A 26268-nucleotide genomic window follows, 5' to 3' on the forward strand; every position below is an offset into this window, starting at 1 on the left:
TTTCCGAAATCTTATTTAAAGCAGGTGGATTTATTAAAGTGACTTTCGACTAATCGCTGAGTGATGATATGTTCAGGGCATTGAAGAACTTGTTGTGTTTCACCACTTTCGACGACCTCGCCTTCATGCATTACCATGATTTTATCGGTGATGTGTTTAACAATACCAATATGTTGGGATACGTAAACGAATGAGACCCCCATCTCTTCTTGAAGCTCCAAGAATAGGTTGATGATTTGAGAGCGCATTGCCATATCTAAACCGTTCAGAGCTTCGTCGGCGACAATAATAGAAGGTTGCAAAATCAAAGCTCGCGCTAAACATACCCTTTGTTTTTGACCCGTTGCGAGCATTTGAGGGTAGAAATATGCGTGTTCGGGTAACAAACCGACACGGAGTAAAGTATCTTTCACGCGCTTCATACGCGCTTCTGGAGGCATGCTTGTATTTCGTTTGAGCGGCCCTTCCAAGATACGACCAATTTGAATTCTTGGGTTCAATGAAGTATTCGGATCCTGGAAGATCATTCGAATGAGCTTACAACGAGTCGAGTAATCTTTGTGGGATAGTAGCTCACCGTTAACTCGAATCTCACCGTGAGTTGGTTCGACGACACCCGCTAACATCCGTGCAAGTGTTGATTTTCCAGAGCCATTTTGTCCAATAAAGCCAATAGTTTGCCCTGCTTCCAGCTTAAAACTTACTGGTTTTACCGCTTGATGAACTTTTTTACGGAATAGGCCTGAGCGAGTAGTAAACTCTTTGGACAGATCCGTTACTTCTAATAGTGCGCTCATGCTTTTTTCTTCTCCCTCTCTTTAGGAGAGTGATTGAGTGGGAAGTGACAAGCAAACTTATGATTTTTGATTCTTCTCGTCATTGGAATTTCTACGCATTGACGTTGTGCGTATGGGCAACGTGGGCCCAAACGACAGCCGATAGGTAAATGCTGCAATGGAGGAATAGATCCAGGTAAAGATTGCAGCTTTTCTTTATGTGGAATCCAGTCACTAAAATCAGGCATCGCTTTAAGTAAAGCAACCGTGTAAGGGTGTTTAGGTTTTTCCAAGATTTTCTTAGTATCAGCCGACTCCACAGATTGACCACAGTACATCACGGTAATTCGCGTTGCCCACTGAGTGATTGTCGTGAGATCGTGTCCGATTAACATAATCGATGTGTTGTGCACTTGATTCATCCGACTAAGCAAGCGCAAAATTTGCGACTGAGTAATTGGATCTAAGTCGTTGGTTGGTTCATCGGCTATCAGCAATTTTGGCTTCGCTGCAATAGCCATTGCAATCATGACTTTTTGGCATTCTCCATCTGTTAACTCATAAGGGTAGCTGCTCATTAATTGGCGGTGATCTTTGATACCGACTTTGTGTAAGAGGGCAATCGCTTGTTTCTTGCGCCACTTAAATCGCTCCCACCATTTACCTTCAAAAGAGTGTGACGGGATCGCTTCGATCAATTGTTTTCCCACTTCTTCTGAAGGGTCGAGACAAGTAGAGGGCTCTTGGAAAATCATTGCAATATCGCGAGCGATAACGCGTCTGCGCTCGCGAGGTGTGAGCTGTAGCAAATCGATGTTGCCTAGCCGCATTCGGTCAGCGGTCACTTTCCAATTGTCTTTACATACGCCTACGATTGCTTTTGCGACCAAGCTTTTACCTGAGCCTGACTCACCCACTAAGCCTCTGATTTCACCTTCATTCAAAGTCAAACTCATGCGGTCGACCGCTTTCATCATCCCTTGTGGAGTCTCAATTTCAATAGTCAGATGTCGGATGTCTAGTAATGGCATTATTCGATCCCCGCATTTAAAGCTTGGCGAACGCCTTCACCAACAAGGTTAATGACAATTACGACAAACATGATCGCGAGACCGGGTAGGGTTACTGTCCAAGGTGCTAGGTAGATTAGCTCAACTGAGTCGCCCAACACAGCTCCCCATTCAGTACTCGGTGCTTGTGCGCCTAAACCTAGGAAACCTAAAGCTGTGATGTCTAAGATCGCGATAGAGAGTGCTAACGTGACCTCAGATGCAATCACTATCAAGATGTTGGGAAGTATAGAGTTCCACAAAAGATAGAAATCGTTAGCACCATCTAGGCGGGCAGCCATGATGTAGTCTTTTTCAACTTCAGTATGAACTGCAATGTATACAGAGCGCACAAAACGTGGGATTAGCGCTAAACAGATGGCTAATAGAATATTGAACTCACCGAATCCCAAAAATGCGACGAAGATGATCGCGAGTAACAGGGATGGAATCGACATTACAGTGTCGAGAAGGTGGTTTAACGTACTAGAGATTAGCCCTTTAGTCATTCCGGCAAGAATACCGATCAGGCATCCAACAACACCTGCTATCGCGGTAATAATGACAGCGGCACCAAAGGTTAATTGGGAACCAGTAATGAGACGAGAAAGGATGTCTCGTCCTAAGTCGTCAGTACCTAAGAAGTATTCAACTGTGCCTGCAGGGTTCCAAGAAGGAGGGATCAACAACTCTCCACTTTGCGCTTGAGGATCGTGTGGCGTTATCCAAGGGGCGACTAGTGTGATCAAGATAATGATAGCCAAGCACCAAAGACCAAACATAGCTAAGTTGTTTGCACGATAGCTGCGCCAGAATCGCTCAAACTGCGTCGGGACTTGCTCTTCCTGATAAATGTTATCGGTTAGCATACCATTCCTTCCTGACTAGCGGATTAATCATAGCTCCAATCAAGTCTGATAATATATTTGCTGTTAATACAAGCGTAGCAACTACGATGACCCCAGCCTGAATTGCCACATAATCTTGATTCGATAATGCATCGAGAAGCCAACGTCCAATTCCTGGCCAGTTAAAAATTGACTCTGTAATAATGGCTAGCGTTAACATACTAGATAGCTGAACTCCGATCTTAGGGATAATAGGAGGAATCGCATTTCTCATAACATGCTGAGTGACAATTTCTCGGGTGGACAAACCTTTAATTCGAGCTGCGCGAATGTAGTTTTGGCCCATGACTTCGGCAACGGATGTCCTCATCAAGCCAATAACTTGAGTCGTCGGAGCAAGTGCCAGTACCAAGCAAGGCAGTATTAGATGTTCAATTACGCTTTGCAGTGCGTGGGCTCGATACGGGCCTTCAGCAAAGAACGCATCAATGAGAGCAAAGCCTGTTACATGATCAATTTGATACAAGAGGTCATAGCGTCCGGCCACCGGGAAGAGTTCAAAGTGGAGAGAAAACACCATGATCATCAATAATGCCACCCAAAATAGCGGCGCTGAATAACCCGACATTGAAGTAAACGAGATTAACGTATCCACCCATTTACCTTGCTTCATTCCCGCGACGGTACCAATAGGAATACCAATCAACAGCGACAAAACGAATGCGATGAAGCAAAGTTCTAGTGTCGCGGGAAACACGACGACCAGTTCATCCGCAATGGCGACACCATAATGATTAACACCAAAATTAAGTTGCATGAGTTCGGTTAGGTATGCCAACCAACCTGACCAGAAGTCTTGCATTGCCCAAGCTGAGTTGGGCTCCAAGCGAAGAATGCTAAATCCAACCATGGTGAGAATTAACATGGTAATGATAAAAAGGTTTAGCCGTCTTACAGTGTAGAGAAACATTATTTAACCCTCTCTACATTATCAAAGGGTTGAGCGTTAAATGGGCTCACTCTGAATCCTTCTAAAGAATAATGCTGCGCTTGTAGCTGCATCCCATGGTTGAGTGGGATCACTGGGAATTCTTCGTTAAGAATATTCTGCGCTTGTTTGTATAAATTGAGTCGGTAGCGTTTTTTGTCGACCTCTAATGCGAGATCGAGTAAGAAATCGAAATCAGGGTTACACCAGCTAGATACGTTTAAACCAACGCGCTTTGAGTCGCAAGAAAGTAGAGGCCTGAAAAAACTATCCGGATCGCCAGTATTCGCAATCCAACCCGTTAGATACAGATCCACCGTATGATCTAAATCAGTGCGAGTGTAACGGTCGTCGGTCATAAGATTGAGTTTGATCCCAACATCAGCCAAATTTGCCTGGATTAGTTCTGCCGTTTTCCGAGGACTCGGATTATAAGCTCTTGGCTCTAGAGGTACAGACATTGTGAGCTCAAGCCCTTTACTGTATCCCGCTTCTCTTAACAGTGCGATAGCGTAGTTTCGGTCATAGCGGAGCTGAGTGGTGTCTTTCTGATACGCCCAAGATGAAGGTGGTAGGACCGAGTATGCCTGGCTACCCGTGCCGTAGTAAACGGAGTCAAGAATGTTTTGTCGATTGATCGCGTAGTTCAATGCTTTTCGCACTCTAGAGTCGTTGAGTGCTGGATGCAAGGTGTTCACCGCAACGAACGAAATGTTCATTGCTGGCTTGGCGGTCAGCTTTATGTCCTCACGTTGTTCAATGATCGGTAACTGACTCGATAACGGCGCGTTGAGGATATCACATTCTTCGCGAAGCATTTTAGCTAGGGTGCCAGTACCTCGGTTAGAGATATCAAATACAACTTGTTTCATCTTCGCTTTACCTTGCCAGTAATTATCATGGCGTTTTAAACGAATAAAATCGTTGATTTGATATTCCGACAGGTAGAAAGGACCGGTACCAATTGGATGACTATCCAGCATTCCTTTTTCATCCATCAACTCGAGTTGGTTAGCATACTCTTTAGAGTGAATAACCGCGTGGCTTGTTGCTATGTTTGATAGGAAAGAATTGTCTGGTCTGCTCAAAGTAAATCGCACTTTGTCTTTTGAAAGTGCGACGACATCGACTAGTAAGTTTTGGAAATCGATGCCATTGAACCATGGATACAGCCCTCCGCCTACGTAGTGAAACGGATGAGAGGAGTCGACAATACGACGGAAACTAAAGACGACATCATCACCAGTTAATGAGCGAGATGGAGTAAACCATGGTGTTGTTTGAAAAGTAACATTGTTACGAAGCGTAAAGGTGTACTCTGTTCCAGCTTTGTTAACTTTCCAACTTGTAGCTAAGTTTGGAATTGGTTCGAAAGTTTGAGGATCGATAGTCAACAATGTATCGAATATCTGAGGGCTCAAGGTTTCAGGCGTAATGCCACTATCGGTCAGTTGCGGATTAAAAGTGTCCGGACCGCCTTGGCCACAATAGACAAAACCCTGCTGGCGAATTTTGTTATGGTCGATGGCCTCGCCACAGCCTGATAGCAGGCTGAGGCTGAATAAACCAAGTGTAAGTTGTATGAATACTTTCATAGAAAGATTAACTGCTGATGACAAGCACAAACGGATCTCCCATTGTGCCTTATTCCCTTACTAATTTACCATCAATTATTACTCTAAACCTCAGTAAACCTTAACTTATGTCATGTTACTCAGATTGAGTGAGGTTGTATTTACGCACCATACCTCTCAACTGGTGATAACTTAAGTCTAGCAACTGAGCTGCTTTCCTCTGGTTGAATTTTGCTTCTTCCAAAGCCGCATTGAGTATTTTAAGGTCTTGTTCCTCTTGCCATTGCTTGTAGTTGAGTGGGAAAGTTATGTTCTCGCTAGGCGCATCTGAGCTACTTTCATCGGTTTGAGCTGGTTCGGACCAAGTGCTGGCGAACGGATCGAAAACCATATTTTCTATAGACGCCTCTTGTTGACCATGCTGATAAACCGCCCGTTCAATGACGTTTTTGAGCTCACGAACGTTACCTGGCCAAGAGTAATCCAGTAAGCTCTGTTCTGCTTCTCGACTAAAACCGACGAAGTATTCAAAACCGAGTTCACGACACATTTTGATCGCGTAGTACTCAGCCAGTAACAAAATGTCCTCTTTACGTTCGCGTAGTGGCGGAAGTTGAATGACGTCAAACGCGAGCCTGTCGAGAAGATCAGCGCGAAACTCACCATTGGTCGCCATTTCAGGAAGGTTAGCGTTCGTTGCACATACTAGCCGTACATTGGCATTCAGAAGCTGGTGTCCGCCCACTCGTTCATATTGCCCGTACTCTATAACTCGTAGCAGCTTTTCTTGCACAAGCAGTGGTGCAGTGGCGAGTTCGTCGAGAAACAATGTGCCGTTTTCAGCACGCTCGAATCGGCCTTTATGCCTGCCTTTTGAGCCAGTAAATGAGCCTTGTTCATGACCAAATAGCTCTGAATCAATCAAACCCTCACTCAAGGTTGAGCAGTTGAGCGATATAAGAGGCTGATCCCAGCGTTTAGATAAGTAGTGAAGTCGCTGCGCAATAAGCTCTTTACCTGTACCTCGCTCGCCAATAATGAGAATAGGGCGCTCAATGGCAGCTAGCTTCGACACCTTATCAAGTACTGCGAGGAAAGAAGGGGATTCTCCAATCAGGTTTTGTTGCATCACGTCACTTCCTTGGTCAATTTTACCTATAGTTGGCTAAATTCATCACATCTAAGAAGGCATTACAAGCTGAATATTGTTAAGATTATGATTTTTAAGTGATTTAAAAGTTGGCACGTATATTGGAATAGATATATCAGGATGACAATTGTCAAATATTCTTGGAACCCTAACGACCACTAACGGTTTAAGTGCCAATACATTATATGAGGAGCTGTGCTATGGGTATTTTTTCTCGATTCGCGGATATTGTAAATTCAAACATCAGCGCACTACTAGATAAAGCGGAAGATCCGGAAAAGATGATTCGCCTTATCATTCAAGAAATGGAAGACACCTTGGTTGAGGTGCGCACAAATTCAGCGAAAGCCATTGCTGATAAGAAAGAGTTGGCACGTAAAGTTGAAACTCTCGAAGATCAGATTTCAGAGTGGCAAAACAAAGCAACGTTAGCACTTGCCAAGGAACGTGAAGACTTAGCTCGCGCTGCATTGATCGAAAAGCAGAAGCTTCAAGACGTGCTTAAAGGCTTGCATACAGAGCAAACGTTAGTTGAAGAAACCATTGAAAAGTTAACGGGTGAAATTGGTAAATTAGAAACCAAGATCACTGAAACGAGAGCAAAGCAGCAAGCGTTGGCAATTCGTTCTCAGGCTGCATCGAATCGCCGTGATGTTCAGAAGCACCTTCATACGGCGCGTACTTCAGAAGCTATGGCGAAATTTGAACAGTACTCACGTAAGATTGATGAGCTTGAAGCAGAAGCCGATGTTTATTCTAAAACAGGTAACGCTAAGTCTCTTGACCAAGAGTTTGCGGAATTACAGGCACAAGATGAAATTGAGCAAGAACTGGCCAAACTAAAGCAGCAGATGGAAGAGAAGAAGTAACACGAGCTTTACCTCTAAATTGCAGAAATGAGCGCTAATCTAGGTATTGAGATTTATCTGCCTGAACTTGATGTTTAGATTAGCGACAAAGCATTTGATGTTATTTTATTTTCAATAGGTTACCAATCGGGTCACCTTGTTGAGTGTTATCAGTAGGAGTTATTTATGTCGACCTTTCTTATTGCCGGACCTTTGATTGTCTTTTTGATTTTTGTTGCTCCGCTATGGCTAATTTTACATTATCGAAGTAAAAAGAAAGCGGCTGGTGGACTATCTGAGGAAGATTTTCAACGCTTGCAGTCTTTGTCTGAGAAAGCGGATCAAATGCAAGATCGCGTTACTACTTTGGAAAGAATCCTAGATTCAGAAGCACCTGAATGGAGGCGCCGTTATGAGTAAACAAGAGCTTTACCGTGATACCGCAAATGGCAAAATCGCAGGTGTGTGTGCAGGTCTCGCCAATTACTTCGGCCTTGAAGTTTGGTTAGTACGTATATTAGTTATTTCAGCAGCTTTACTTGGCGGGAGTTTCTTAGTCTTACTGGCGTATATCGCTTTTGCTTTCATGATTGAAAAGCAGCCAGCCAACTATGTTGAAGCGATGAAGAGTAAGCAAGAACATAAATTAAAAAGTAAGCCTTGGACACAGGGGCAAGCACCAGAAGATTTATTAGCGACGCTAGAAAATGATTTTTCTACATTAGAGTCGCGAATTCGCTCAATGGAAGCTTACGTCACTTCAGATACATTTAAAGTTAACCGCGAGTTTAGTAAGTTGTAACTCGATTATGAGACTAGCTAGCGCTTTCTCTTAGCAAATTATTAATTTTAATAAGTTTTTACCACTCCTACTGTGGAACTCATGTTACCAATCATCTATCTTTGTTAGTAATTGTGATAACTGGATGATTGGATATGCAAAAATCAATGCTGCTTCTCGCCATAGCTGCTTCTCTAAGTGGCTGTGGTAAGGAGCTTCCTCCTGTACCTGAGCCCGAGTCTCGGCCTGCCAAACTCTTCACTATCTCTGTAGGTAATGCAACTTTTGAACGACATTTTCCTGCTACTTCTGAAGCTGGTGATAAGGCGGTTTTAGCATTTCGTGTGCCAGGGCAATTGCAAACCATCGACGTTGTTGCTGGGCAGAAAGTGAAAAAAGGTGATGTACTTGCCTCTCTAAATCCTGACGAATACACCTTGCTGGCTAAGCAAGCCGAAGCTCAATTCAAACTCGCGGACGTTCAATATCAACGATACAAAAAGTTGAGGAAGGACAAAGTGGTATCTGAGCAAGATTTTGATCAAGCGAAAGCAAACCATAATTCTGCTCGGGCGACCTTAGAACAAGCGAAAGCGAATTTGCGTTATACCAAGCTGGTAGCTCCTTATGACGGCACGATTTCACTAGTCCCTGCGGAGAATCATGAGTTCATAGCAGCAAAATCTGGTGTACTGAATATTCAAACCAATCAGTTGATGAAAGTGATCTTTCAATTACCTGATCACTTATTGAGCCGTTTTTCTACGGGTATTAATTTAACGGCATCGATGACATTTGATGCTTTCCCTCAGAATACCTACGACCTGACTTTCCAGGAAGTCGACACCGAAGCCGATCCAAAAACGGGTTCTTACAAAGTCACTATGATAATGGAGCGCCCAGAAGATACAGGAATTCTGCCTGGTATGGCTGGCTCCGTCCATGTCGCGGTTGAATCAACTGGAGCAACTCGCATACCAGAGGCAGCTTTGTTTGAAGAGCAAGGGAACACATACGTTTGGCGAGTTGATGAGCAAGGTATCGTGTCAAAAGCAGAAGTTGCACTCAATGACAAACGCCAGGTAGAGAGCGGGCTAGCCGATGGTGAGCGAATCGTAGTTTCTGGTGTGAGTGGTATTGAATCGGGAATCAAAGTTCGTGAATGGATTAAAGAGCGAGGTCTGTAAGATGAAGCAATGGTTAGGAATATGTGCCTTATCGACAGCGACACTCTTATCGGGCTGTGGCGGTGAGGTTCAATATGTCGATTTTGGATTACCGAAAGTTAAAGTGCTTGAGTTATCTAATCACGAAGTGAGTGAAGACAAGTTGTACTTTCCGGCGGTCGCGAATGCCGCAGAACGTTCACACTTGAGCTTTCGAGTTGCAGGCGAGATTAGCAAGATTTATGTGAAGGAGGGGGATCAAGTCAAGAAAGGAGACTTGATTGCCGAAATCGAACCCACGGACTACAAACTAGATGTAGACAATGCTAGCGCCCGTTATAGCGTGGTTGATAGTCAATATAAGCGCTCAAAGCCATTGGTCGACAAAGGGCTGCTGGCTAAATCGCAGTTTGATGAGATTGCGGCCAATCGGCAAATTGCTTACGCAGAACTTCAACTGGCTAAGCTAAGACTCTCTTTTACAAAATTGAAAGCACCTGTTGATGGCATTATCTCCCGTGTCAGTGCGGATCAATTTGAAAACATTCAGGTAGGGCAACACATTGTCAATATTCATAGTGTTGATAACGTCGAGGTTCTAATTCAGCTACCCGATCGCTTATACACTAATCAGCCTAGCCAGGATGTGCTAGAAAAAGTGAATGCCGTCGTGAAAGTGCCTAGTGGGAATGAGTACAGTGCCAAGATTAAAGAGTTTACGACTGAACCAGATCCAGCTACGGGGACATTTACCGTTACATTATCTATGCCGATGCCAGAACAAGAATACATTTTGGATGGTATGGCTGTTGAAGTGACATCTAAAGGCGAAGACATCGGTTTAGATCTTAATAGTGGTGTTCAGGTCCCGATAGAATCTGTTTTCAACGCAGATGGTGACGAATTGAGCCGAGAGAACAAGTATGTATGGACGGTAAATTCAGACAATACTGTCTCTAAACAGAAAGTGGTTGTCGGTAAAGCGAACAAAGATACAGTCCAAGTGCTTGAAGGTTTAGAGAAAGATCAAGTAGTTGTTATCGCGGGAATCTCACGTTTAAGGGAAGGTATGCAAGTAGCAGTGGTAGAGAAGGAGGCGGGAAATGAGTGATCAGAATCTTAATGCGCCTCAACGTGATGAAGACGTGACAGGTATTGCGGCTTACTTTATTCGTAATCGTGTAATTAGTTGGATGATCTCTTTGATCTTCCTGATTGGCGGTGCCGCTGCGTTTTTTGGATTAGGGCGATTGGAAGACCCGGCTTTTACCATCAAGGATGCAATGGTTGTCACTTCTTACCCTGGTGCCACACCACAACAAGTTGAGGAAGAAGTCACTTATCCGTTAGAAAAAGCGATTCAACAGCTCACTTATGTCGATGAGGTTAATTCTATTTCTAGCCGTGGTTTGTCGCAAATTACGGTGAGTATGAAAAACAATTATGGTCCTGATGATCTCCCACAGATTTGGGATGAGTTACGCCGAAAGGTGAATGACTTAAAAGGCCAACTCCCTCCTGGTGTAAATGACCCGCAAGTGATTGATGACTTTGGCGATGTTTACGGCATCTTATTAGCTGTTACTGGCGATGGGTACAGTTACAAAGAGCTGCTTGATTATGTGGACTATTTACGCCGTGAGCTAGAGTTGATTGACGGGGTAAGCAAAGTCTCAGTGTCAGGACAGCAGCAAGAACAGGTGTTTATCGAAATATCGATGAAACGCATGAGCAGCTTAGGGCTATCGCCAAATACAGTGTTCAATCTGTTATCGACGCAAAATGTGGTATCTGACGCAGGCGCGATACGAATTGGTGATGAGTACATCCGTATTCAGCCTACAGGTGAATTTCAAAATGTGGATCAGCTTGGAGACCTAATTCTGACAGAAAGTGGTGCTCAAGGTCTGATCTATCTTCGTGATGTAGCGGAAATTAAGCGTGGCTATGTCGAGGTACCAAGTAACATTATCACCTTCAATGGTGACCTTGCGTTGAACTTGGGAGTCTCTTTTGCGCAAGGGGTTAACGTTGTCGAAGTTGGTAAGCGTTTTGATCGTCGTCTGGCTGAGCTGAAGTATCAACAACCTGTTGGTGTCGATATTTCAGAGATCTACAGCCAGCCGAAGGAAGTTGATAAATCGGTTAGTGGTTTTGTTGTCAGCCTTGGTCAAGCCGTTGCGATTGTAATCATCGTTCTGTTGTTCTTTATGGGTTTACGCTCTGGTTTGTTGATTGGTTTGATTCTATTGCTCACCGTTTTAGGTACGTTCATCTTTATGAAGTACTTTGCAATCGATCTGCAACGAATCTCTCTAGGTGCTTTGGTTATTGCACTAGGGATGCTGGTGGATAACGCCATAGTCGTGGTCGAAGGGATACTCATAGGCACGCAAAAAGGACGAACGAGGCTGCAAGCTGCGACAGATATTGTTACGCAAACCAAATGGCCATTGCTAGGTGCGACAGTTATTGCGGTTACGGCTTTTGCTCCTATTGGTCTGTCAGAAGATGCAACCGGCGAATACTGTGGAACTCTGTTTAGTGTGCTCTTGATTTCGTTGATGTTGAGCTGGTTTACGGCTATTTCATTGACGCCTTTCTTTGCAGATATTTTCTTTAAAGGTCAGAAAATCCAGCAAGACGGAGAAAATAACGATCCGTATAACGGCATGATTTTCGTGGTATACAAAAACTTCCTAGAATTTTGTATGAAGCGTGCCTGGCTAACGGTTGTGGTTCTAATTCTCGGTTTAGCTGCTAGCGTGGTTGGCTTTACCCATGTGAAACAGTCATTCTTCCCATCTTCTACAACACCAATTTTCCAAGCCGATATTTGGTTACCTGAAGGTACAGACATTCGTGCGACGAACACTAAACTCAAAGCACTAGAAACTTGGATCTCTGAGCAAGACGGTGTAGAGCACATTACCACGACAGCAGGTAAAGGCTTGCAGCGATTTATGCTGACCTATGCGCCAGAAAAGAGTTATGCAGGGTATGGAGAGATCACGACTCGAGTTACTGATTATGAAAAACTTCATGATCTTATGGCTCAGTTCCGTCAGCACGTGGAAGAGAACTTCCCTGAAATAAACTACAAGCTTAAGCAAATTGAATTGGGTCCTGGTGGCGGTGCGAAAATCGAAGCGCGTTTAGTCGGTTCTGATCCAACCGTTTTACGTGGGTTAGCCAAACAAGTTGAAGACATCATGCATGCGGACCCAGGTACAACCAACGTCCGCCATGACTGGCGTGAAAGAACGAAAGTTCTTGAACCTCAGTTTAACGAAAGCCAGGCTCGACGTTACGGTATTACTAAGTCAGATGTCGATGAGTTCCTAGCGATGTCATTCTCAGGGAAAGCTGTGGGTGTCTATCGTGACGGCACGACCTTGATGCCTATCGTCGCTCGTTTGCCTGAAGATGAGCGTGTGGATATTCGCAATATTGAAGGTATGAAGATCTGGAGTCCAGCTTTGAGCGAATATATTCCTCTTCAGCAAGTGACCATGGGTTATGACCTTCGTTGGGAAGATCCAATTATTGTGCGCAAGAATCGTAAGCGTGTGCTTACTGTAATGGCTGATCCAGATTTGTTAGGTGAAGAAACTGCGGCTACATTGCAAAAACGTTTAATGCCACAAGTTGAAGCGATAGAGCTTCCACCGGGTTATTCATTAGAGTGGGGCGGTGAGTATGAGTCGTCAGGCGATGCGCAGGCGTCTCTGTTTACCACTATGCCAATGGGTTATCTGTTTATGTTCCTAGTGACTGTATTCTTGTTTAACTCAGTTAAAGAGCCTTTGATTGTATGGTTAACAGTGCCACTTGCCATTATTGGTGTAACGACTGGCTTGCTAGCACTTAATACGCCATTCGGCTTTATGGCATTACTCGGGTTCTTGAGTTTGTCAGGTATGCTGCTTAAGAACGGTATCGTACTACTTGATCAAATTGAGATAGAAATGCATTCGGGTAAAGATCCTTATCTAGCCGTGGTTGATGCCGCGCTGAGTCGTGTTCGTCCGGTATGTATGGCTGCTATCACAACAATTCTGGGTATGATTCCACTACTGCCAGATATTTTCTTTAAACCGATGGCGGTAACCATTATGTTTGGTTTAGGTTTTGCGACTGTCCTGACACTAATTGTCGTGCCAGTGTTGTATCGTCTATTCCACAAGGTTGCTGTGCCAAAGTAACGGCATAGGCTAATTCGTTGTTGTCAAACGCCCTTGGTTTAACATCAAGGGCGTTTTTATAAGGGTTGAATATGGAACAAGAAACGTGTGCATGGGCGATGAACCATCCACTTGAGCGTGAATATCACGATACAGAATGGGGCGTACCTGTATACGACGATAACGTGTTGTTTGAATTCATTACGTTAGAAGGTGCGCAAGCCGGTTTAAGCTGGATTACGATTTTGAAAAAGCGAGAAGGTTATCGCCAAGCATTCGAAAATTATGACTTGGATAAGCTCATTCAACGTGATGAAGTACGTACTGAGTTCATCGTTGAAAACTTCGACGTGGTTAAGCACCGCGGAAAAATCAACTCGGTATTTAGTAACGCCAAAGCGGCAAAGCAATTAATCGAAGAATACGGGAGCTTATCGAATGCTCTATGGCAGTTTGTTGATGGCAAACCTATAGTGAATCATTGGACAGACATGAGCCAAGTGCCAGTCTCTACGGAACAGTCCAAAGCGATGAGTAAGTTCCTTAAAAAGAAAGGCTTTAAATTTGTGGGTGAGACTATCTGCTATGCCTTCATGCAAGCAGTCGGTATGGTCGATGACCATATGGTAAGTTGCCCGAAAAAAACCAACTGATCGGTTTTGCTTATTGAATAGCGAATGTGAAGGAGACTGGCATTAGCGAAAGTGTATTGTCTAGAGAGACTTAGCACCAAGTAAAGCCAGTTAGCTTTTAAACATTAATGGGGCTGTATCCAAAGCTTGGAAAAGTTACACCAACCAATGGTATTGATTTCAACTCCTGCCACTCGGGAAGGAATCGTTAAGGTTAAATCTTCCGTCGCTAAAATCGATAAAATGTTTTGCTCTGCTAGTTCATGAAGCAAAGTATTGAGCAAGGCTTTTCGTTCCTCAGAACAAGAAGCGTATCGAGCTAGGTTGAGTACTTCTTCCAAACGGCTGTGCTGGCGCCAAGTCATACATTGTTGCCAATAAGGGTAGAGTTTGAAAAAAGCGAACAAGCTGGTGCTTTGATCCCCCTCCAATCGAATCCCACCTAAGGTTATATCTTGATTCGAGATAGCGCGCCCATACTCAACTTGATGTGACTTATTTTGACCAGAAGATGAAGGCAGCGCTGCTTGAAGCTTCGCAGAAAACTGTCGGCTTTCATTATTGTCTTCGTAACTAAAACTGATCGGGAATGGCAAAGCTAAACTGCATTTGTTATCACGACTCATTAGGGTAGAAAAGCCTTGTTTGATTGAGTCAGTTTGCAGCTCTTTATGATTAATAAGCACATAGAAGTGACCGATGTTTTGCGTGCTGACTTGGTAATTCTCCTCTCCTGATTCAAGAAAAAAGAAGTTTTCTGCGCATTTCTTATCCTGCTTCCACTCTTCATGGATCCAAATTTCAATGTGTTTTGTTAATGCAGTTTGTCCACAGTAGTGTTCATTTCGGTTGAGTCTCAAAACCTTATCTGAATTGATATCGACAGAAAATGGGCCAGAACCAATGGGTTGGAACGCCAACTTTTCACTGTGAACAAAACGACTAGGAAGGATGGACGTTTCGGCCCGACTCAATAACGAAGGAAGTAATGGATCGGGTTCAGTAAGATTGATTTCAATGCAATAAGGTGTCACCGCATAGATGGTATCAATGTGGTCATACAAACCTCGCCAATAATGGGAGTTCACCAGTGCATTTAAGCTAGTTACCACGTCTTCAGCGGTCACATTCGTCTTGTCATGAAACATCGCACTGCTGCTTAAATGAAAGCGCCAGCAAGTGTGGGAATGCGAACTAGACCAATGGTGTGCGAGATTGGGGTGAATGGCGCTTCCATCGTGGCTTACTAAGGTCTGAAATACCTCGTGGATTAAGTGGCGTTCAGTACGTCCCATCGCAAAGTGGGGATGAAGCCAATCCAGTTTACGATGAAAGGGTGCATAGATGGTGTTTTCGCTGTTGTGGGCGGTATGAGCCAAGTATCGTTTTAAGTTGGAGGCGACACTTCGGTCATGGAAACCAACAAGCTGGTGGGCGAGATCATATCGCTCTTGGCCAATTGCGTGGTCAACGGCCTGATAGCAAGCGGTGACCGGTTCTTGTAAGCAAACTAATTCACCTTTCTGACCGCGTCCTTTCATGGGAGTCCATGTCAGCCATTGATACTCGCCCATTTGTTTCAATAGCGTGCGAGCGTGACGATCACTGCAATGGAAAGCATCCGCAATCTCGCCAATGTGAATATGGGTTTTTCCGGGACCTACTTTCTTGAATAGATCCTCATACAATTCCAGCTTACGTTTATTCATTGTTTTTATCGTTGTTCTTTTTGAGCTTCCGGATGCGCACTGCCATTGTCTGATACGAGGGAGAGGGCTTCTTCGCTAAATTGGGTTGTATCAAAGACCTCGTCTAAACGTTGGATTCTCTCGGCAGGCGTTAAATAGAACATCTTAGCCAAGAGCCCACGCTTCATCTCGTAATTATGGCTGGTTTGAATAAAGTTTACGATATAACGGAATGCGCTCATTGTTTAGTACCTCTTTGCTTTGGGAACAAACAGGTTAAGTGACGAGACAAAAATAAAACCGGAACAGATTTTTAGTCTGTTCCGGTTTTATCGGATGGAGCACTCAAATTGTCTGTATGCGAAGGGAGTCGAGCGAGTGACTCTCACTAATAAATCGCACCTGACTCCTTGTTTTACCTTTGCTCGCTATCATGAATTCTTTCTAATGCTTCGATGCGACGCCACTGTTTTTCTTCAAAACTCTGCTCTCTTAGTCCGGCAATTTCTAATTTCTTTTCTTCCTCGCCGAGAAAATCGTTGTTCAATATCTCCGCTCGCTTCTTCAAATAGTCATCGAGTGAGGTATTGAAAGCCGCTCGTTTGTCATCCAGCGCTTGGAGGCGCTGAGCACCTTCTTCACCGACTAAATCAACACGAGTCAAATACCTCTCTTGTGCGTCCATTCCTGAGGCTTGATTAAGCTGCAAGACCAGTGCGTTATTGCGCTCACTTTGTTGAATGTACTCAGGTTGTGCAGCGAGGGTTTCTTCTAGCATTTGTTGATGAGTATTCGCATCTAACTTGGCTGCTTGAATAGCAAGCTTATCAATTGCTAGTTGACGTAGCCTGTTTTCTTCATCGAACAGTTGGGCAATTTGCTCGTCAGTAAAAAACGTTCTTTGCATCGCTAGGATCGCATCATCGAGCCGCTTTAATTCTTGTAATGATAATGACCCCCTTTCAAAAGGTTCCAGCATAGAGAGTGCTTCTTTGTAAGCGAGATAAGTGTCGAACAACTCAGAGCTGATACCGAGGGCGTTTTGGCGCGACTCTTCAGCATTCACAGTCGCTTTTATCGCTTCAAGGTCTTGCTCTCCCAAACTGCTTAAAGAGTACTCGAAGAAATCTTTCTGAGAGGATAGGTCAACAGTGGTGTCTTGTTGTGATTTCACCTTTATTAGATGTGATGATTGGGGTTGGTACAGGTAAGCCGCTCCTACACTAACCAGTGATACAACGGACAATGTGATAAGAGCGACTTTTTTCATGATGGCTTCCTTATTATAAACCCTGTAGTTTCAGGCGATTAGCATGCTGGCGATATAACGTCACTGGGTCAGTCTCGAAGAGGTGGTGGATACCAAGCAGTCCGTTGATTTCATCCAGATGATTCATCTTGTAATCATCACGAATAACTTTGCCGAGGTGAGTGCTACATGCATCGACAAGACCGTCGTTGGGACCATCAAATGCCAAGCCTAAAACCACCATTGCACCGTCAGTTGGGTCAAATAGGTTGGTAAAGTTTGAAGCGCCCGTCCATGAATAGTAATACACGCCATTCGATGCCAATAAGTCGCCGCCTCCACATGCACTGATTGGAATACCTTCAGGATAATGTTGGTTGAACTCAAGTGAACCCTCAGTGGTAAGTGCGGCTAAAGAAGCAAGCGGATCTTGGTCAAGGTCGGAACCACCAGACAATAGGTTGATCAAAGTTACAAGCCCTTCTGCCAACTTTACTGCCAGGCCTTCACTGATGGAGCCTTCTGGAACGGTGTTTCTTACGATGTCCGCCACTTTGGAGCCTTTGTTCACACCACCAATGCTAGTCACGGATGCCACTAAATCGGGACGTATTGAAGCAACGTAGCGTGTTGTCGGGCCGCCATGGCTGTGCCCAATCAAGTTCACTTTTTCTGCACCTGTTGCGGCAAGTAGCGTTTCAACTTGAGCAAGAAGCTGTTCTCCACGTGCCTCGCTGCTGTTGGTCGCAGACACTTGCGCGACATAAACCGTTGCGCCATCTTTGGTTAGAGAGTGTGGGATGCCATAAAAGTAATCGACACCGGCTAATGTGTCGAAGCCAAATAAGCCATGTACTAATACAATAGGGTGTTTGGTTTCTGTATAGCCAGATGCCTGAGCAAAATTAAGCGCAGGTTGGATAATGGTCAGCGACACGAACATAGTTAGTAATTGGTATAGTCTCAAAATATCGTTCCTTCTGGTTAGACCTCTGATGAGAATTTAAACGTAGGAGATAAATTTCGATATACGCAACAAAAGAAGTTAATAAAATGTTAATGCGTGATTTTGAGATGAAAACCAACAGATTGGTTAAACTAAGCCAAAAGAATGATTGTAAGTAAATGAGTGTGCTAGGAAGTAATGAAGCCTTATATGTACAAGGCTTCATTATTGATGGGGTTTATGCAGTTGCTTCTTTTTCAAGGATTAGCGCGTTGTAGCGTTCTAAGCCTGCTTCCAGATCGGCGATGAGATCGTCCACGTCTTCTAATCCAATGTGTACTCGAATTAAGGTACCTTCAAAGTTTGGGTTAGCGACGGTGCGCAGGGCATTGAAACTCTTAGGCTCATTGGCAAGAATCAAACTTTCAAAGCCCCCCCAAGAATAGCCCATACTAAAGTGTTTCATGCCATCTAAAAGTGCGGTGGTAGCGCGTGGATAGCTAGACTTCATAACAAAAGAGAATAACCCGTTACCGCCAGTAAAGTCGCGTTCAAAAAACTCGTGGCCCGGACAGGTCTCCAGTGCAGGGTGACGGACATGGTCTACTTCCGGGCGATTCTGTAGCCATTTGGCAACTTTCAAACTGTTGTCTGCATGTTGGCGAAGTCTGACATCTAAAGTACGAATACCGCGCAGACCAAGGTAGGCATCATCAGGGGACACACACTGGCCCATCAAATAACTCTGTTCTCTTAACTGCTCCCAGTGCTTCTCATTCGCGACAGCGGTACCGAGCATCACGTCAGAATGTCCTACGATGTACTTGGTTGCTGCTTGGATAGAAATATCTACGCCAAACTCGAATGGAGAAAAGTTAACACCTGCTGCCCAAGTATTATCAAGCATAACCACAATATCTGTTTCATGAGCGATACGGGCTAAGGTTGGCACATCTTGCACTTCCATTGTGATCGAGCCTGGTGATTCCAAAAACAGCACTTTCGTATTTGGTTGAATGAGTTCGCGGATTTCTTCGCCGATAGTTGGGTCGTAGTAAGTTGTCTCTACGCCCATCTTTCTCATTATTTTGTCACAGAAGTCACGAGTTGGTTCGTAGCAGGTGTCGACCATTAAAATGTGATCGCCTGATTCAACAAAAGAGAGAATCGCGTTTGAAATGGCGGCAGTACCACAGGGATAGAGTGCACATCCCGCGCCTCCTTCTATTTCAACCATTGCATCTTGGAAAGCGAAATGGGTGTTTGTACCACGACGGCCATAAAAGAGCGTTTTGTTAGCTCGATTGACTGTAGCGTGGTGCTTTTCTGCCACGGTGTTGAATACGACGGTAGACGCGCGCTGTACAGGAGGGTTTACGACTCCGTTTGTCCATTTGCCATCACGGCCTGCTGTGACAAACTTTGTTTGTTTTTTTTCTGACATTTGAAGTCCCTATCTATAACTGTTGCCTTTATTTAAAACATGACAACAGTCAATAAGCAAGGGCTAGAGTAGAGGATTGAACAAGTAAAACACGCGCTCTAAAAAACGGGAGTGTAACGAGCGCTTTTGCCATTGCTCTAAACATACTCGGTGAGACTTTTCCATGTAGCCTTTTTGTAACCAAAACATCTCTTTTGTGAATGGCTCATCGTCGATTGCGAGTGTCAGTTCAAAATTCAACCACAGGCTACGCATATCCATGTTTACTGTTCCAACAAGGCAGAACTGTTCATCGATGACAACCGATTTAGTATGGAGTAATCCGCCATAGAACTCGTATATCTGAACACCAGCGAGCATCAATTCTGTATAGAAAGCACGTGAAGCCCATTGAACCATCATCGAATCATTTTTATGTGGGATGATGAGCTCAACTTTAATACCGCGTTGAGCGGTCATTTTTAGGGTCTCAAGCAGATCAGAGCTAGGGACAAAATAGGGAGTTGTAATTCGTACCGATTTGTTCGATTGATTTATTGCTAAGGTTAATACTTGCGAGATTAAATGCTCTGGCATACCTGGCCCAGAGGGGACGACTTGAACCGGGTGCTGCGGCTCATCTGGATTAATTCGGCACTCAGGAAGTTTTGGCAACCTACGACTCCCTGTTTCCACCTCCCAGTCCCAACCATGGATGGCAGATAACACGTTTACAGTAGGACCTGTTAAGCGAACCATAATATCAATCCATTGCCCAACGCCGCTGCTTTGTTTGAAGAAGGCTGGGTCGACCATATTCATTGAACCTGTGTAGCCAATTTTGTCATCTATGACGATGATTTTTCTGTGTTGCCTTAGGTCAAGGCGACGCAAAAATATCCGCCATGGACTAACTTCTAGCGCTTGGACTACTTCAACGCCAGCCGACTTCATCATCTTGTACCATTCGCTACGGAAGAATCGAGGGCTCCCAGCAGAATCGAGAAGTAATCTAACTTTTACGCCTCGTTTAGAGGCTTTGATAAGAGCGGATGATACGGAATCAACCAAACCACCAGGGTGCCAGATATAAAACACCATATGTATGCTGGTTTCAGCAGCTTCAATATCTTGGATTACGGAATGCAGGATTTCGTTAGGGGAGCTTTGTAGCGAAAGGGTATTTCCACTCAAAGCAGGTAAACCTAGTCGGTTATTGCACAGTTCATCAATACGATAAATATGACGGCCAAAACTTTCAGGCGCATGGGCGTGACATTCATTTAGGCTGGAAAACCACTGCTCGAAGGGAGAGAACATCATTTTTGCGCGCTCTGCTCTTTTCCTGCCTAGATTAAGCTCACCGAATAGGAAGTAACAAGCGACGCCTACAATTGGGATGATATAGATGATCATCAACCAAGCAAGCGACACACTTACCGCGCGTCGTTTTAAGACGACTCGAATCGTGACACCCGCGACGAGAATCCAATAAAAGACGATCCCTGCGAGGGTGAGAAAGTGATAAAACTTGTCCATTCAACTACCTAGAGAGCGTAACTAGCGTATTAATAGTAATCTGACTGTGATACAGCGACAACAACAAACTCTCCCAAATTATGAGAGTATTGCAAAGTTTACAAAAAGAGGATTTGTGTTAGAGGAGTGTTAAAATCAGTGTATAGAGCTTGCTATTGTGTAAAAAATCAGCATTTAAACACAATAATTACATTTGTGGTGAAAAAATGTACTTTCTGGGGTTTCAATTTTAATCTTAAACTGCTTTACTTGCCATAACGTTAGCGTCACTCAAAATTCTAATAAGTGTAAAATAATATATACACTCAACTTTTATAGACGCCTAACAGAAGCAAACACAACTTATAAAATGATTTTAATGGAGTAAATCGTGGCTATTAGTTCAAGTGCACAGCCCCGTGATACGTGGGGGTCTAAATTAGGCTTCGTAATGGCTGCAGCAGGTTCTGCTGTAGGTCTTGGTAACATTTGGAAGTTTCCTTATACAGCGGGTGAGAGTGGTGGTGGTGCATTCGTTGCAATCTACCTTCTTTTTGTAATTTTTATCGGCTTCAGCGTAATGCTTACGGAATTCGCTATTGGTCGTAAGACAGGTCTCTCAGCAGTAGGTGCGTTTAAATCGACTGACCGTCGTTGGACGTTTACTGGTGTAATGGGTGTGTTAAGTGGTCTACTTATTATGGGTTTCTACCCTGTAGTAGGTGGTTGGGCATTAGCATACATCTTTAAAGTGGGTGGTGGTCTGCTAAGCACGCCAGAAGCTATCGGTGACAGCTTCGGTGGTTTCATCTCAGATCCAGTTCAACCACTAATGTGGATGGCAGTCTACCTGTTCCTTAACATTGTTATCGTAATGAAAGGTATTTCTGGCGGTATCGAGAAAGCAGGTAAGGTTCTTATGCCTTTACTATTCCTTATCCTGATCGTTGTTTCAGTGAAAGGTCTAATGCTTCCAGGTGCTATGGCTGGTCTAGAATTCCTGTTCATGCCTGACTTCTCTAAAGTAGACAGTAATGTTGTTCTAGCGGCGCTTGGTCAAGCATTCTTCTCACTATCTCTTGGTATGGGTTGTATGATGACATACGGTTCGTACTTGAAGAGAAAAGAGAACCTAGTTCAGACGACAGGTATGGTTACTGCAATGGATACTGGTGTTGCCATCCTAGCTGGTGTTGCAATGTTCCCTGCGATGTTTGCATTTGGTATGGAACCAGCGGCAGGCCCAGGTCTAGTATTCGTAGTTGTTCCTCAACTATTTGCTGAAATGGGTGGCGTAATCGGTCTTCTATTCGCTCTAATGTTCTTCATCGGTCTAACAGTCGCGGCTCTGACTTCTTCTGTATCTCTACTAGAAGTAGTGGTGTCTTACCTTATCGATGAAAAAGGTATGAAGCGTTCGACTGCAGTAATTTCTTCAAGTGTGGTAATGGCGACACTATGTGTGTTCGCATCACTATCGCTTGGCGGTGTTGGTCCAACTCTATTCGGTACGGGCGCATTTGACATCTTTGACCTTCTAACAGATAAGATCTTCCTAGCAGTTGGCGGTATGTTGGTGTGTATTTTCGCTGGTTGGCGTCTATCTCGCTCAGAGCTTGAAAAAGAAATCACCAACGACGGTGAAGTATCATTCCCTCTATTTGGTTTATGGTACAACTTAGTTAAGTACGTGATCCCTGTAGCAATCGCAATCGTAGCATTCATGGGTGTTAAATCTGGTTTCGACAGTGGCAAAGGCGAAATCATGCTACTAGGTTTAGGTATCATCGCTCTGGCAGGTATCTTCTCTAAGAAGCTCTAAAGCCCAGTGAGACAAGATTAAAGAGGAGCCAAATGGCTCCTCTTTTTTGTATATATAAGTTGTTTTAGGATACAGGTATACTCTTGCGTCCAAATAGAGGCGTAAAATGTTTAGTATTGTATTTACTCATCCAGATTTTATTCTGATCAACAAGCACCCTAATGTGTCTGTTCATAAAGATGATGGCGACACCATGCTGCTACAAGAAGTAGCCAAAGTAAGTGGTGACTCGCAACTGTACCTTGTTCACCGTTTAGATAAGATGACTTCCGGATTGCTTTTGCTAGCAAGAAGCTCGATCGCAGCAAGCGCTTTGTCACGTTTATTCTCAGATAGAAAGATAGAGAAATATTACTTAGCAATTGGGAGTAACAAACCCAAGAAAAAGCAGGGCATAGTGATTGGTGATATGGAGCGCTCTAGACGTTCTTCTTGGAAGCTCGTCAATCGAGTTGACAATCCCGCTGTTACACAGTTTTTCTCAGTTGCAGGTGAAGTCGGAGAAAGGCTGTTTATATGTAAACCTCATACCGGGAAAACACATCAGATTCGGGTGGCCCTTAAATCAGTTGGCTCTGCCATCATTGGTGACCCGATTTATAATGCGTCTAGCGTTGAGGATAGAGGTTATCTACACGCTTTCGCATTGCGTTTTAAATATTTAGATAACGATTATTGCTTCGTTTGTGATCCAAGAAGTAACGAGAAGCTTGGTGACAAATGGAATGGTTTAACAACTTGTCAGGCTATTGAAGCCTGGTTAACCCCTTGGGAGCTATCATGGCCGAAGATCAAAAAATAATTCCCGCGCCGATGGAAATCAGTCAACTACCCGTTTTTTTTGAGCAAGTGACGCTTCGCCTATCTGAAGCTCCAGATGAAGTAAGGCGTTTGTTTCACGGACGAGGCCGCTGTTTTAAAGGGTTAGAGCAGATAACTTGTGATTGGGTCGCTGGGCAACTTATCGTCGCGATTTTCAAACAGGTCGATACCTCTTTTATCGATGAGTTGAAATGTGGGCTGATGGCGCTGTCCGATTCATCTATTTGGCAATCAAAAAACGGGCGCTCGATTGTTATTCAGTATCGATATCAAGAAGGTTCTCCATCGGAGGTTCTGCTAGGTGAACTCGAGCCAGCTCCCGTAGTGAAAGAGTCGGGTATAAAGTATCAACTTAATATAGGTCGCAACCAAAACTTTGGATTGTTTCTGGATATGCGTTTAGGCCGTAATTGGGTTAGAGAAAATGCAGAGCACAAAAAGATACTCAATCTATTTGCATATACTTGTGGTTTTTCTGTAGCTGCGGTTGAGGGCGGTGCTGACACGGTAGTCAATGTAGACATGTCTAAAGGCTCTTTGGCTAAAGGAAAGGAAAATCACAAGTTAAACGAGCATAACCTAAATAAGGTCAAATTTTTGGGCTATGACATATTCCGCTCTTGGGGCAAGATTCGTAAGTTAGGTCCATATGATCTAGTCATTATTGATCCACCATCATTCCAAAAAGGGAGTTTTGCGTTGACGAAAGACTACAAAAGAATTCTTAGACGTCTCCCCGAGTTACTCGTCCCAAATGGTAAGGTTTTAGCCTGCGTGAATTCACCCCAAGTATCGAGTGACTTCTTAATTGACGGAATGAAAGAGGAAGCTCCTAGCTTTAGTTTTGTTCAACGTCTTGATAACCCGCCTGAATTTGAAGATTTAGACCCTCAAGCAAGTTTAAAAGTACTAGAGTTCTCAAGCTAATTAAACGAAAGTAGGTCGAAAAAGTACCATCTTAATTTTCAATAAAAAATAAGATGGTATAAAAAGCCAGTGATGAATGTCTCTAATTTGAGAATTGGTAACTAAGTCGTGTTTTAACAATGGATCTAGATCTCACTTTTTTTCGTGTTAGATTAACTATTGTACTAAAATTAGACTAGGTGCGGGTCTTTTTTGTGCGTGTGCAGGTTTTTTGATATCTGGGTGTCACAGAATTTGAGAAAGTTGGTTAATTAGGTGTTGTTTCTATTTATTTTTTAACATGAAATAACTAGGATTAATTGTTTGTCACGATGCATTCACTTATATAGAATGCAGTCATCTTAGATGCATATGTGCATAAAATATATGCAATTATTTTAGTAAAAAGGGAAATCTCATGTTAACTAAAGCTTTTGTTGCTGCTCAAAGCGCACTTTATTCTTTTAAAAATGACGAGCGTGGTGTTACTGCGATTGAATATGCAATCATCGGTGTTGCTATTTCTGCTATCGTTTTGGTTGTATTTAACCAAGATGGCGGCCTTAAAGATGCTCTTAAAGGTGCGATGAGCACTATTACTAGTAACGTGACCGCGGCTAACAACAAATCATAAGTTCGCTTATGACTATATGGTGGCTGATATTGGCCACCATTTGTATATTTATTTGTTGGCGTGATTACATGCATCGAGTAATCAGCAACAAGAGTGTGTTACTTTTGCTTGGTTTATTATTAAGCACTGCTGTAATACGTGATTCTCAGTTGTATTTCGCGCAAGCGTTATTAGTACTATTACTGGGAATAGTCCTATGGAAGTTTGGAGTGTTTGGTGCTGGTGATATAAAGCTAGCGAGCACTTTTGCTCTACTTATAGATCCTAATTACCTGATGCTCACATTTGTAATTATGTTCTTGCTTGGTGGGATCGAAGCACTGCTATATATACTGATAAGAAAACTTAAACCTATAAGTATTGTCCATGACGGGCTGCCCTTTGCTATCCCTATTGTTATAAGTGGAGTGTTTGGCATTGGCGCATCAATTTAGGAATTAAACGTGCGCACAAAACTCATTCTTAGTGTTGCCGTGTTGGCAATTATCTTTGGTCTTTACGGCTTAGCTGGTAATTTAACCAGATCAAATAACACCGCTACCCCTCAAGAGGCGAAGCCTCCTAAATTCTTCTCGGTTTGGAGAGTCAAATCTGACGTTGCATCCGCGCAAGCTGTAGAAGCGAATCAGCTCGAAATTACTAAATTGTCTGAAAGTGATGCTGCTAAAGAAGGCGTTACTGAAGATATGGTCTTTGAATATCCGGTCGGCTCAATTTATCGTAGCGATATGCAATCTGGATCCATTTTATATGTAACGGATGTTGTTGCACCAAATTCTCCTGAATATCTAGACCTGACGTTAAGAGACGGTTTTGTCCCATATCCTTTAAAAGTTTCACCAGATGCGCTGGTTGGCGGTGTAATTCGGGCGAGTAGTTACATCGATATCTTAGCTCTGACAAGTCCGAGTACTGCGTCTTCAGTAGACGTTGGCTCGTCGGCGGCTGCCCAAGGAAAATCGATATCGGTATCTCCTGTTCTTATGGGAATTAAGGTGTTGAAAGTGGACCAGTCTGTTGAAGAAGGTACTAACGAAGATTTAGGCCCTGATACCCATTTAATTCTTGAACTTGATCGTAAACAGGTTTCGATACTAAGTGTCGCTAAGGAAATCGCAATCTTAGAAGTTCATAAATCGGTCGGTAATTATAGTGCGGCTGAGCTCAGCGCTGATGCTGGAGATGTATTACCTGGATTCAAGTCCGTCATTGAGTATCGTGCAGATGCCGTAACTATTAAGTAGGGAAAACAATAATAATGTCT

25 protein-coding genes are annotated in these 26268 nt (G+C 43.7%); 13 read left to right on the forward strand and 12 right to left on the reverse strand.

Features of this window, described 5'->3' with window-relative positions; all coding sequences use genetic code 11:
• Positions 1-11 precede the first annotated feature (11 nt).
• The 6 genes from AC4MRV_RS04235 to pspF form a co-directional block, all read right to left on the reverse strand.
• Entirely contained in the window at positions 12-797 is a 786-nt protein-coding gene (locus tag AC4MRV_RS04235) for a peptide ABC transporter ATP-binding protein (protein ID WP_491186175.1), read from the reverse strand.
• Positions 794-1807 (reverse strand): peptide ABC transporter ATP-binding protein, encoded by a 1014-nt coding sequence (locus AC4MRV_RS04240; RefSeq protein ID WP_491186176.1) that lies wholly within the window; start codon positions 1805-1807, stop codon positions 794-796. Before AC4MRV_RS04240 ends, AC4MRV_RS04235 begins: the two co-directional genes overlap by 4 nt.
• Positions 1807-2694 (reverse strand): putrescine export ABC transporter permease SapC, encoded by an 888-nt coding sequence (gene sapC / locus AC4MRV_RS04245; RefSeq protein WP_491186177.1) that lies wholly within the window; start codon positions 2692-2694, stop codon positions 1807-1809. Before sapC ends, AC4MRV_RS04240 begins: the two co-directional genes overlap by 1 nt.
• On the reverse strand, positions 2681-3643 hold the full coding sequence (locus tag AC4MRV_RS04250; protein WP_491186178.1) for an ABC transporter permease: 963 nt from the start codon (positions 3641-3643) through the stop codon (positions 2681-2683). The genes sapC and AC4MRV_RS04250 overlap by 14 nt, the downstream gene beginning before the upstream one ends.
• Positions 3643-5256 carry an ABC transporter substrate-binding protein SapA gene (sapA, locus tag AC4MRV_RS04255; RefSeq protein WP_491186179.1) on the reverse strand — a complete coding sequence of 538 codons (1614 nt, stop codon included), beginning with the start codon at positions 5254-5256 and terminating at the stop codon, positions 3643-3645. The genes AC4MRV_RS04250 and sapA overlap by 1 nt, the downstream gene beginning before the upstream one ends.
• Positions 5257-5371: 115 nt before the next feature.
• The gene (gene pspF / locus AC4MRV_RS04260; protein WP_491186180.1) at positions 5372-6364 is read right to left on the reverse strand and encodes a phage shock protein operon transcriptional activator; all 993 of its coding nucleotides are present in this window, start codon (positions 6362-6364) and stop codon (positions 5372-5374) included.
• A 221-nt stretch (positions 6365-6585) separates the two neighbouring features.
• Between pspF and pspA the strand changes: the two genes are divergently transcribed.
• The 7 genes from pspA (at position 6586) to AC4MRV_RS04295 (ending at position 14017) form a co-directional block, all read left to right on the forward strand.
• Complete coding sequence (gene pspA / locus AC4MRV_RS04265; protein WP_491186181.1) at positions 6586-7254, forward strand: phage shock protein PspA; 669 nt, start codon at positions 6586-6588, stop codon at positions 7252-7254.
• 165 nt (positions 7255-7419) lie between these two features.
• Complete coding sequence (gene pspB, locus AC4MRV_RS04270) at positions 7420-7653, forward strand: envelope stress response membrane protein PspB (protein WP_491186182.1); 234 nt, start codon at positions 7420-7422, stop codon at positions 7651-7653.
• Complete coding sequence (gene pspC / locus AC4MRV_RS04275; RefSeq protein ID WP_491186183.1) at positions 7646-8035, forward strand: envelope stress response membrane protein PspC; 390 nt, start codon at positions 7646-7648, stop codon at positions 8033-8035. The genes pspB and pspC overlap by 8 nt, the downstream gene beginning before the upstream one ends.
• Positions 8036-8169: 134 nt before the next feature.
• A complete protein-coding gene (locus AC4MRV_RS04280; protein ID WP_491186184.1) occupies positions 8170-9201 on the forward strand; it encodes an efflux RND transporter periplasmic adaptor subunit in 1032 nt (343 codons plus the stop codon).
• A gap of 1 nt (position 9202) precedes the next feature.
• On the forward strand, positions 9203-10291 hold the full coding sequence (locus AC4MRV_RS04285; RefSeq protein WP_491186185.1) for an efflux RND transporter periplasmic adaptor subunit: 1089 nt from the start codon (positions 9203-9205) through the stop codon (positions 10289-10291).
• Complete coding sequence (locus AC4MRV_RS04290; RefSeq protein WP_491186186.1) at positions 10284-13385, forward strand: efflux RND transporter permease subunit; 3102 nt, start codon at positions 10284-10286, stop codon at positions 13383-13385. Before AC4MRV_RS04285 ends, AC4MRV_RS04290 begins: the two co-directional genes overlap by 8 nt.
• Before the next feature lie 71 nt (positions 13386-13456).
• A complete protein-coding gene (locus AC4MRV_RS04295) occupies positions 13457-14017 on the forward strand; it encodes a DNA-3-methyladenine glycosylase I (RefSeq protein WP_491186187.1) in 561 nt (186 codons plus the stop codon).
• A gap of 104 nt (positions 14018-14121) precedes the next feature.
• On the opposite strand, the gene AC4MRV_RS04300 is transcribed toward AC4MRV_RS04295, so the two are convergent.
• The 6 genes from AC4MRV_RS04300 to cls form a co-directional block, all read right to left on the reverse strand.
• Positions 14122-15705, reverse strand: coding sequence for an SgrR family transcriptional regulator (locus tag AC4MRV_RS04300; protein ID WP_491186188.1), 1584 nt, complete (start codon positions 15703-15705; stop codon positions 14122-14124).
• A 5-nt stretch (positions 15706-15710) separates the two neighbouring features.
• On the reverse strand, positions 15711-15926 hold the full coding sequence (locus AC4MRV_RS04305) for a cupredoxin domain-containing protein (protein ID WP_005425706.1): 216 nt from the start codon (positions 15924-15926) through the stop codon (positions 15711-15713).
• Positions 15927-16099: 173 nt separating this feature from the next.
• Positions 16100-16954: a lipase secretion chaperone gene (locus tag AC4MRV_RS04310; RefSeq protein ID WP_491186189.1), complete on the reverse strand. Its 855-nt coding sequence runs from the start codon at positions 16952-16954 to the stop codon at positions 16100-16102.
• 13 nt (positions 16955-16967) lie between these two features.
• Complete coding sequence (locus AC4MRV_RS04315) at positions 16968-17876, reverse strand: esterase/lipase family protein (RefSeq protein WP_491186234.1); 909 nt, start codon at positions 17874-17876, stop codon at positions 16968-16970.
• A 241-nt stretch (positions 17877-18117) separates the two neighbouring features.
• On the reverse strand, positions 18118-19323 hold the full coding sequence (locus tag AC4MRV_RS04320; protein ID WP_491186190.1) for a cystathionine beta-lyase: 1206 nt from the start codon (positions 19321-19323) through the stop codon (positions 18118-18120).
• Positions 19324-19386: 63 nt separating this feature from the next.
• On the reverse strand, positions 19387-20841 hold the full coding sequence (cls, locus tag AC4MRV_RS04325) for a cardiolipin synthase (RefSeq protein ID WP_491186191.1): 1455 nt from the start codon (positions 20839-20841) through the stop codon (positions 19387-19389).
• Between the two features lie 367 nt (positions 20842-21208).
• Between cls and AC4MRV_RS04330 the strand changes: the two genes are divergently transcribed.
• From AC4MRV_RS04330 to cpaB, 6 genes are all read left to right on the forward strand, one after another.
• Positions 21209-22642, forward strand: a complete 1434-nt coding sequence (locus AC4MRV_RS04330) for a sodium-dependent transporter (protein WP_491186235.1) — start codon at positions 21209-21211, stop codon at positions 22640-22642.
• A gap of 106 nt (positions 22643-22748) precedes the next feature.
• On the forward strand, positions 22749-23444 hold the full coding sequence (locus AC4MRV_RS04335; protein ID WP_491186192.1) for a TIGR01621 family pseudouridine synthase: 696 nt from the start codon (positions 22749-22751) through the stop codon (positions 23442-23444).
• A gap of 11 nt (positions 23445-23455) precedes the next feature.
• On the forward strand, positions 23456-24391 hold the full coding sequence (locus tag AC4MRV_RS04340) for a class I SAM-dependent methyltransferase (RefSeq protein WP_491186236.1): 936 nt from the start codon (positions 23456-23458) through the stop codon (positions 24389-24391).
• 397 nt (positions 24392-24788) lie between these two features.
• Complete coding sequence (locus AC4MRV_RS04345) at positions 24789-25004, forward strand: Flp family type IVb pilin (RefSeq protein WP_491186193.1); 216 nt, start codon at positions 24789-24791, stop codon at positions 25002-25004.
• 8 nt (positions 25005-25012) lie between these two features.
• Positions 25013-25438, forward strand: coding sequence for a prepilin peptidase (locus AC4MRV_RS04350; RefSeq protein ID WP_491186194.1), 426 nt, complete (start codon positions 25013-25015; stop codon positions 25436-25438).
• Positions 25439-25447: 9 nt separating this feature from the next.
• The gene (cpaB, locus tag AC4MRV_RS04355; protein WP_491186195.1) at positions 25448-26248 is read left to right on the forward strand and encodes a Flp pilus assembly protein CpaB; all 801 of its coding nucleotides are present in this window, start codon (positions 25448-25450) and stop codon (positions 26246-26248) included.
• Positions 26249-26268 lie beyond the last annotated feature (20 nt).

It is taken from the genome of Vibrio sp. (assembly GCF_984391705.1).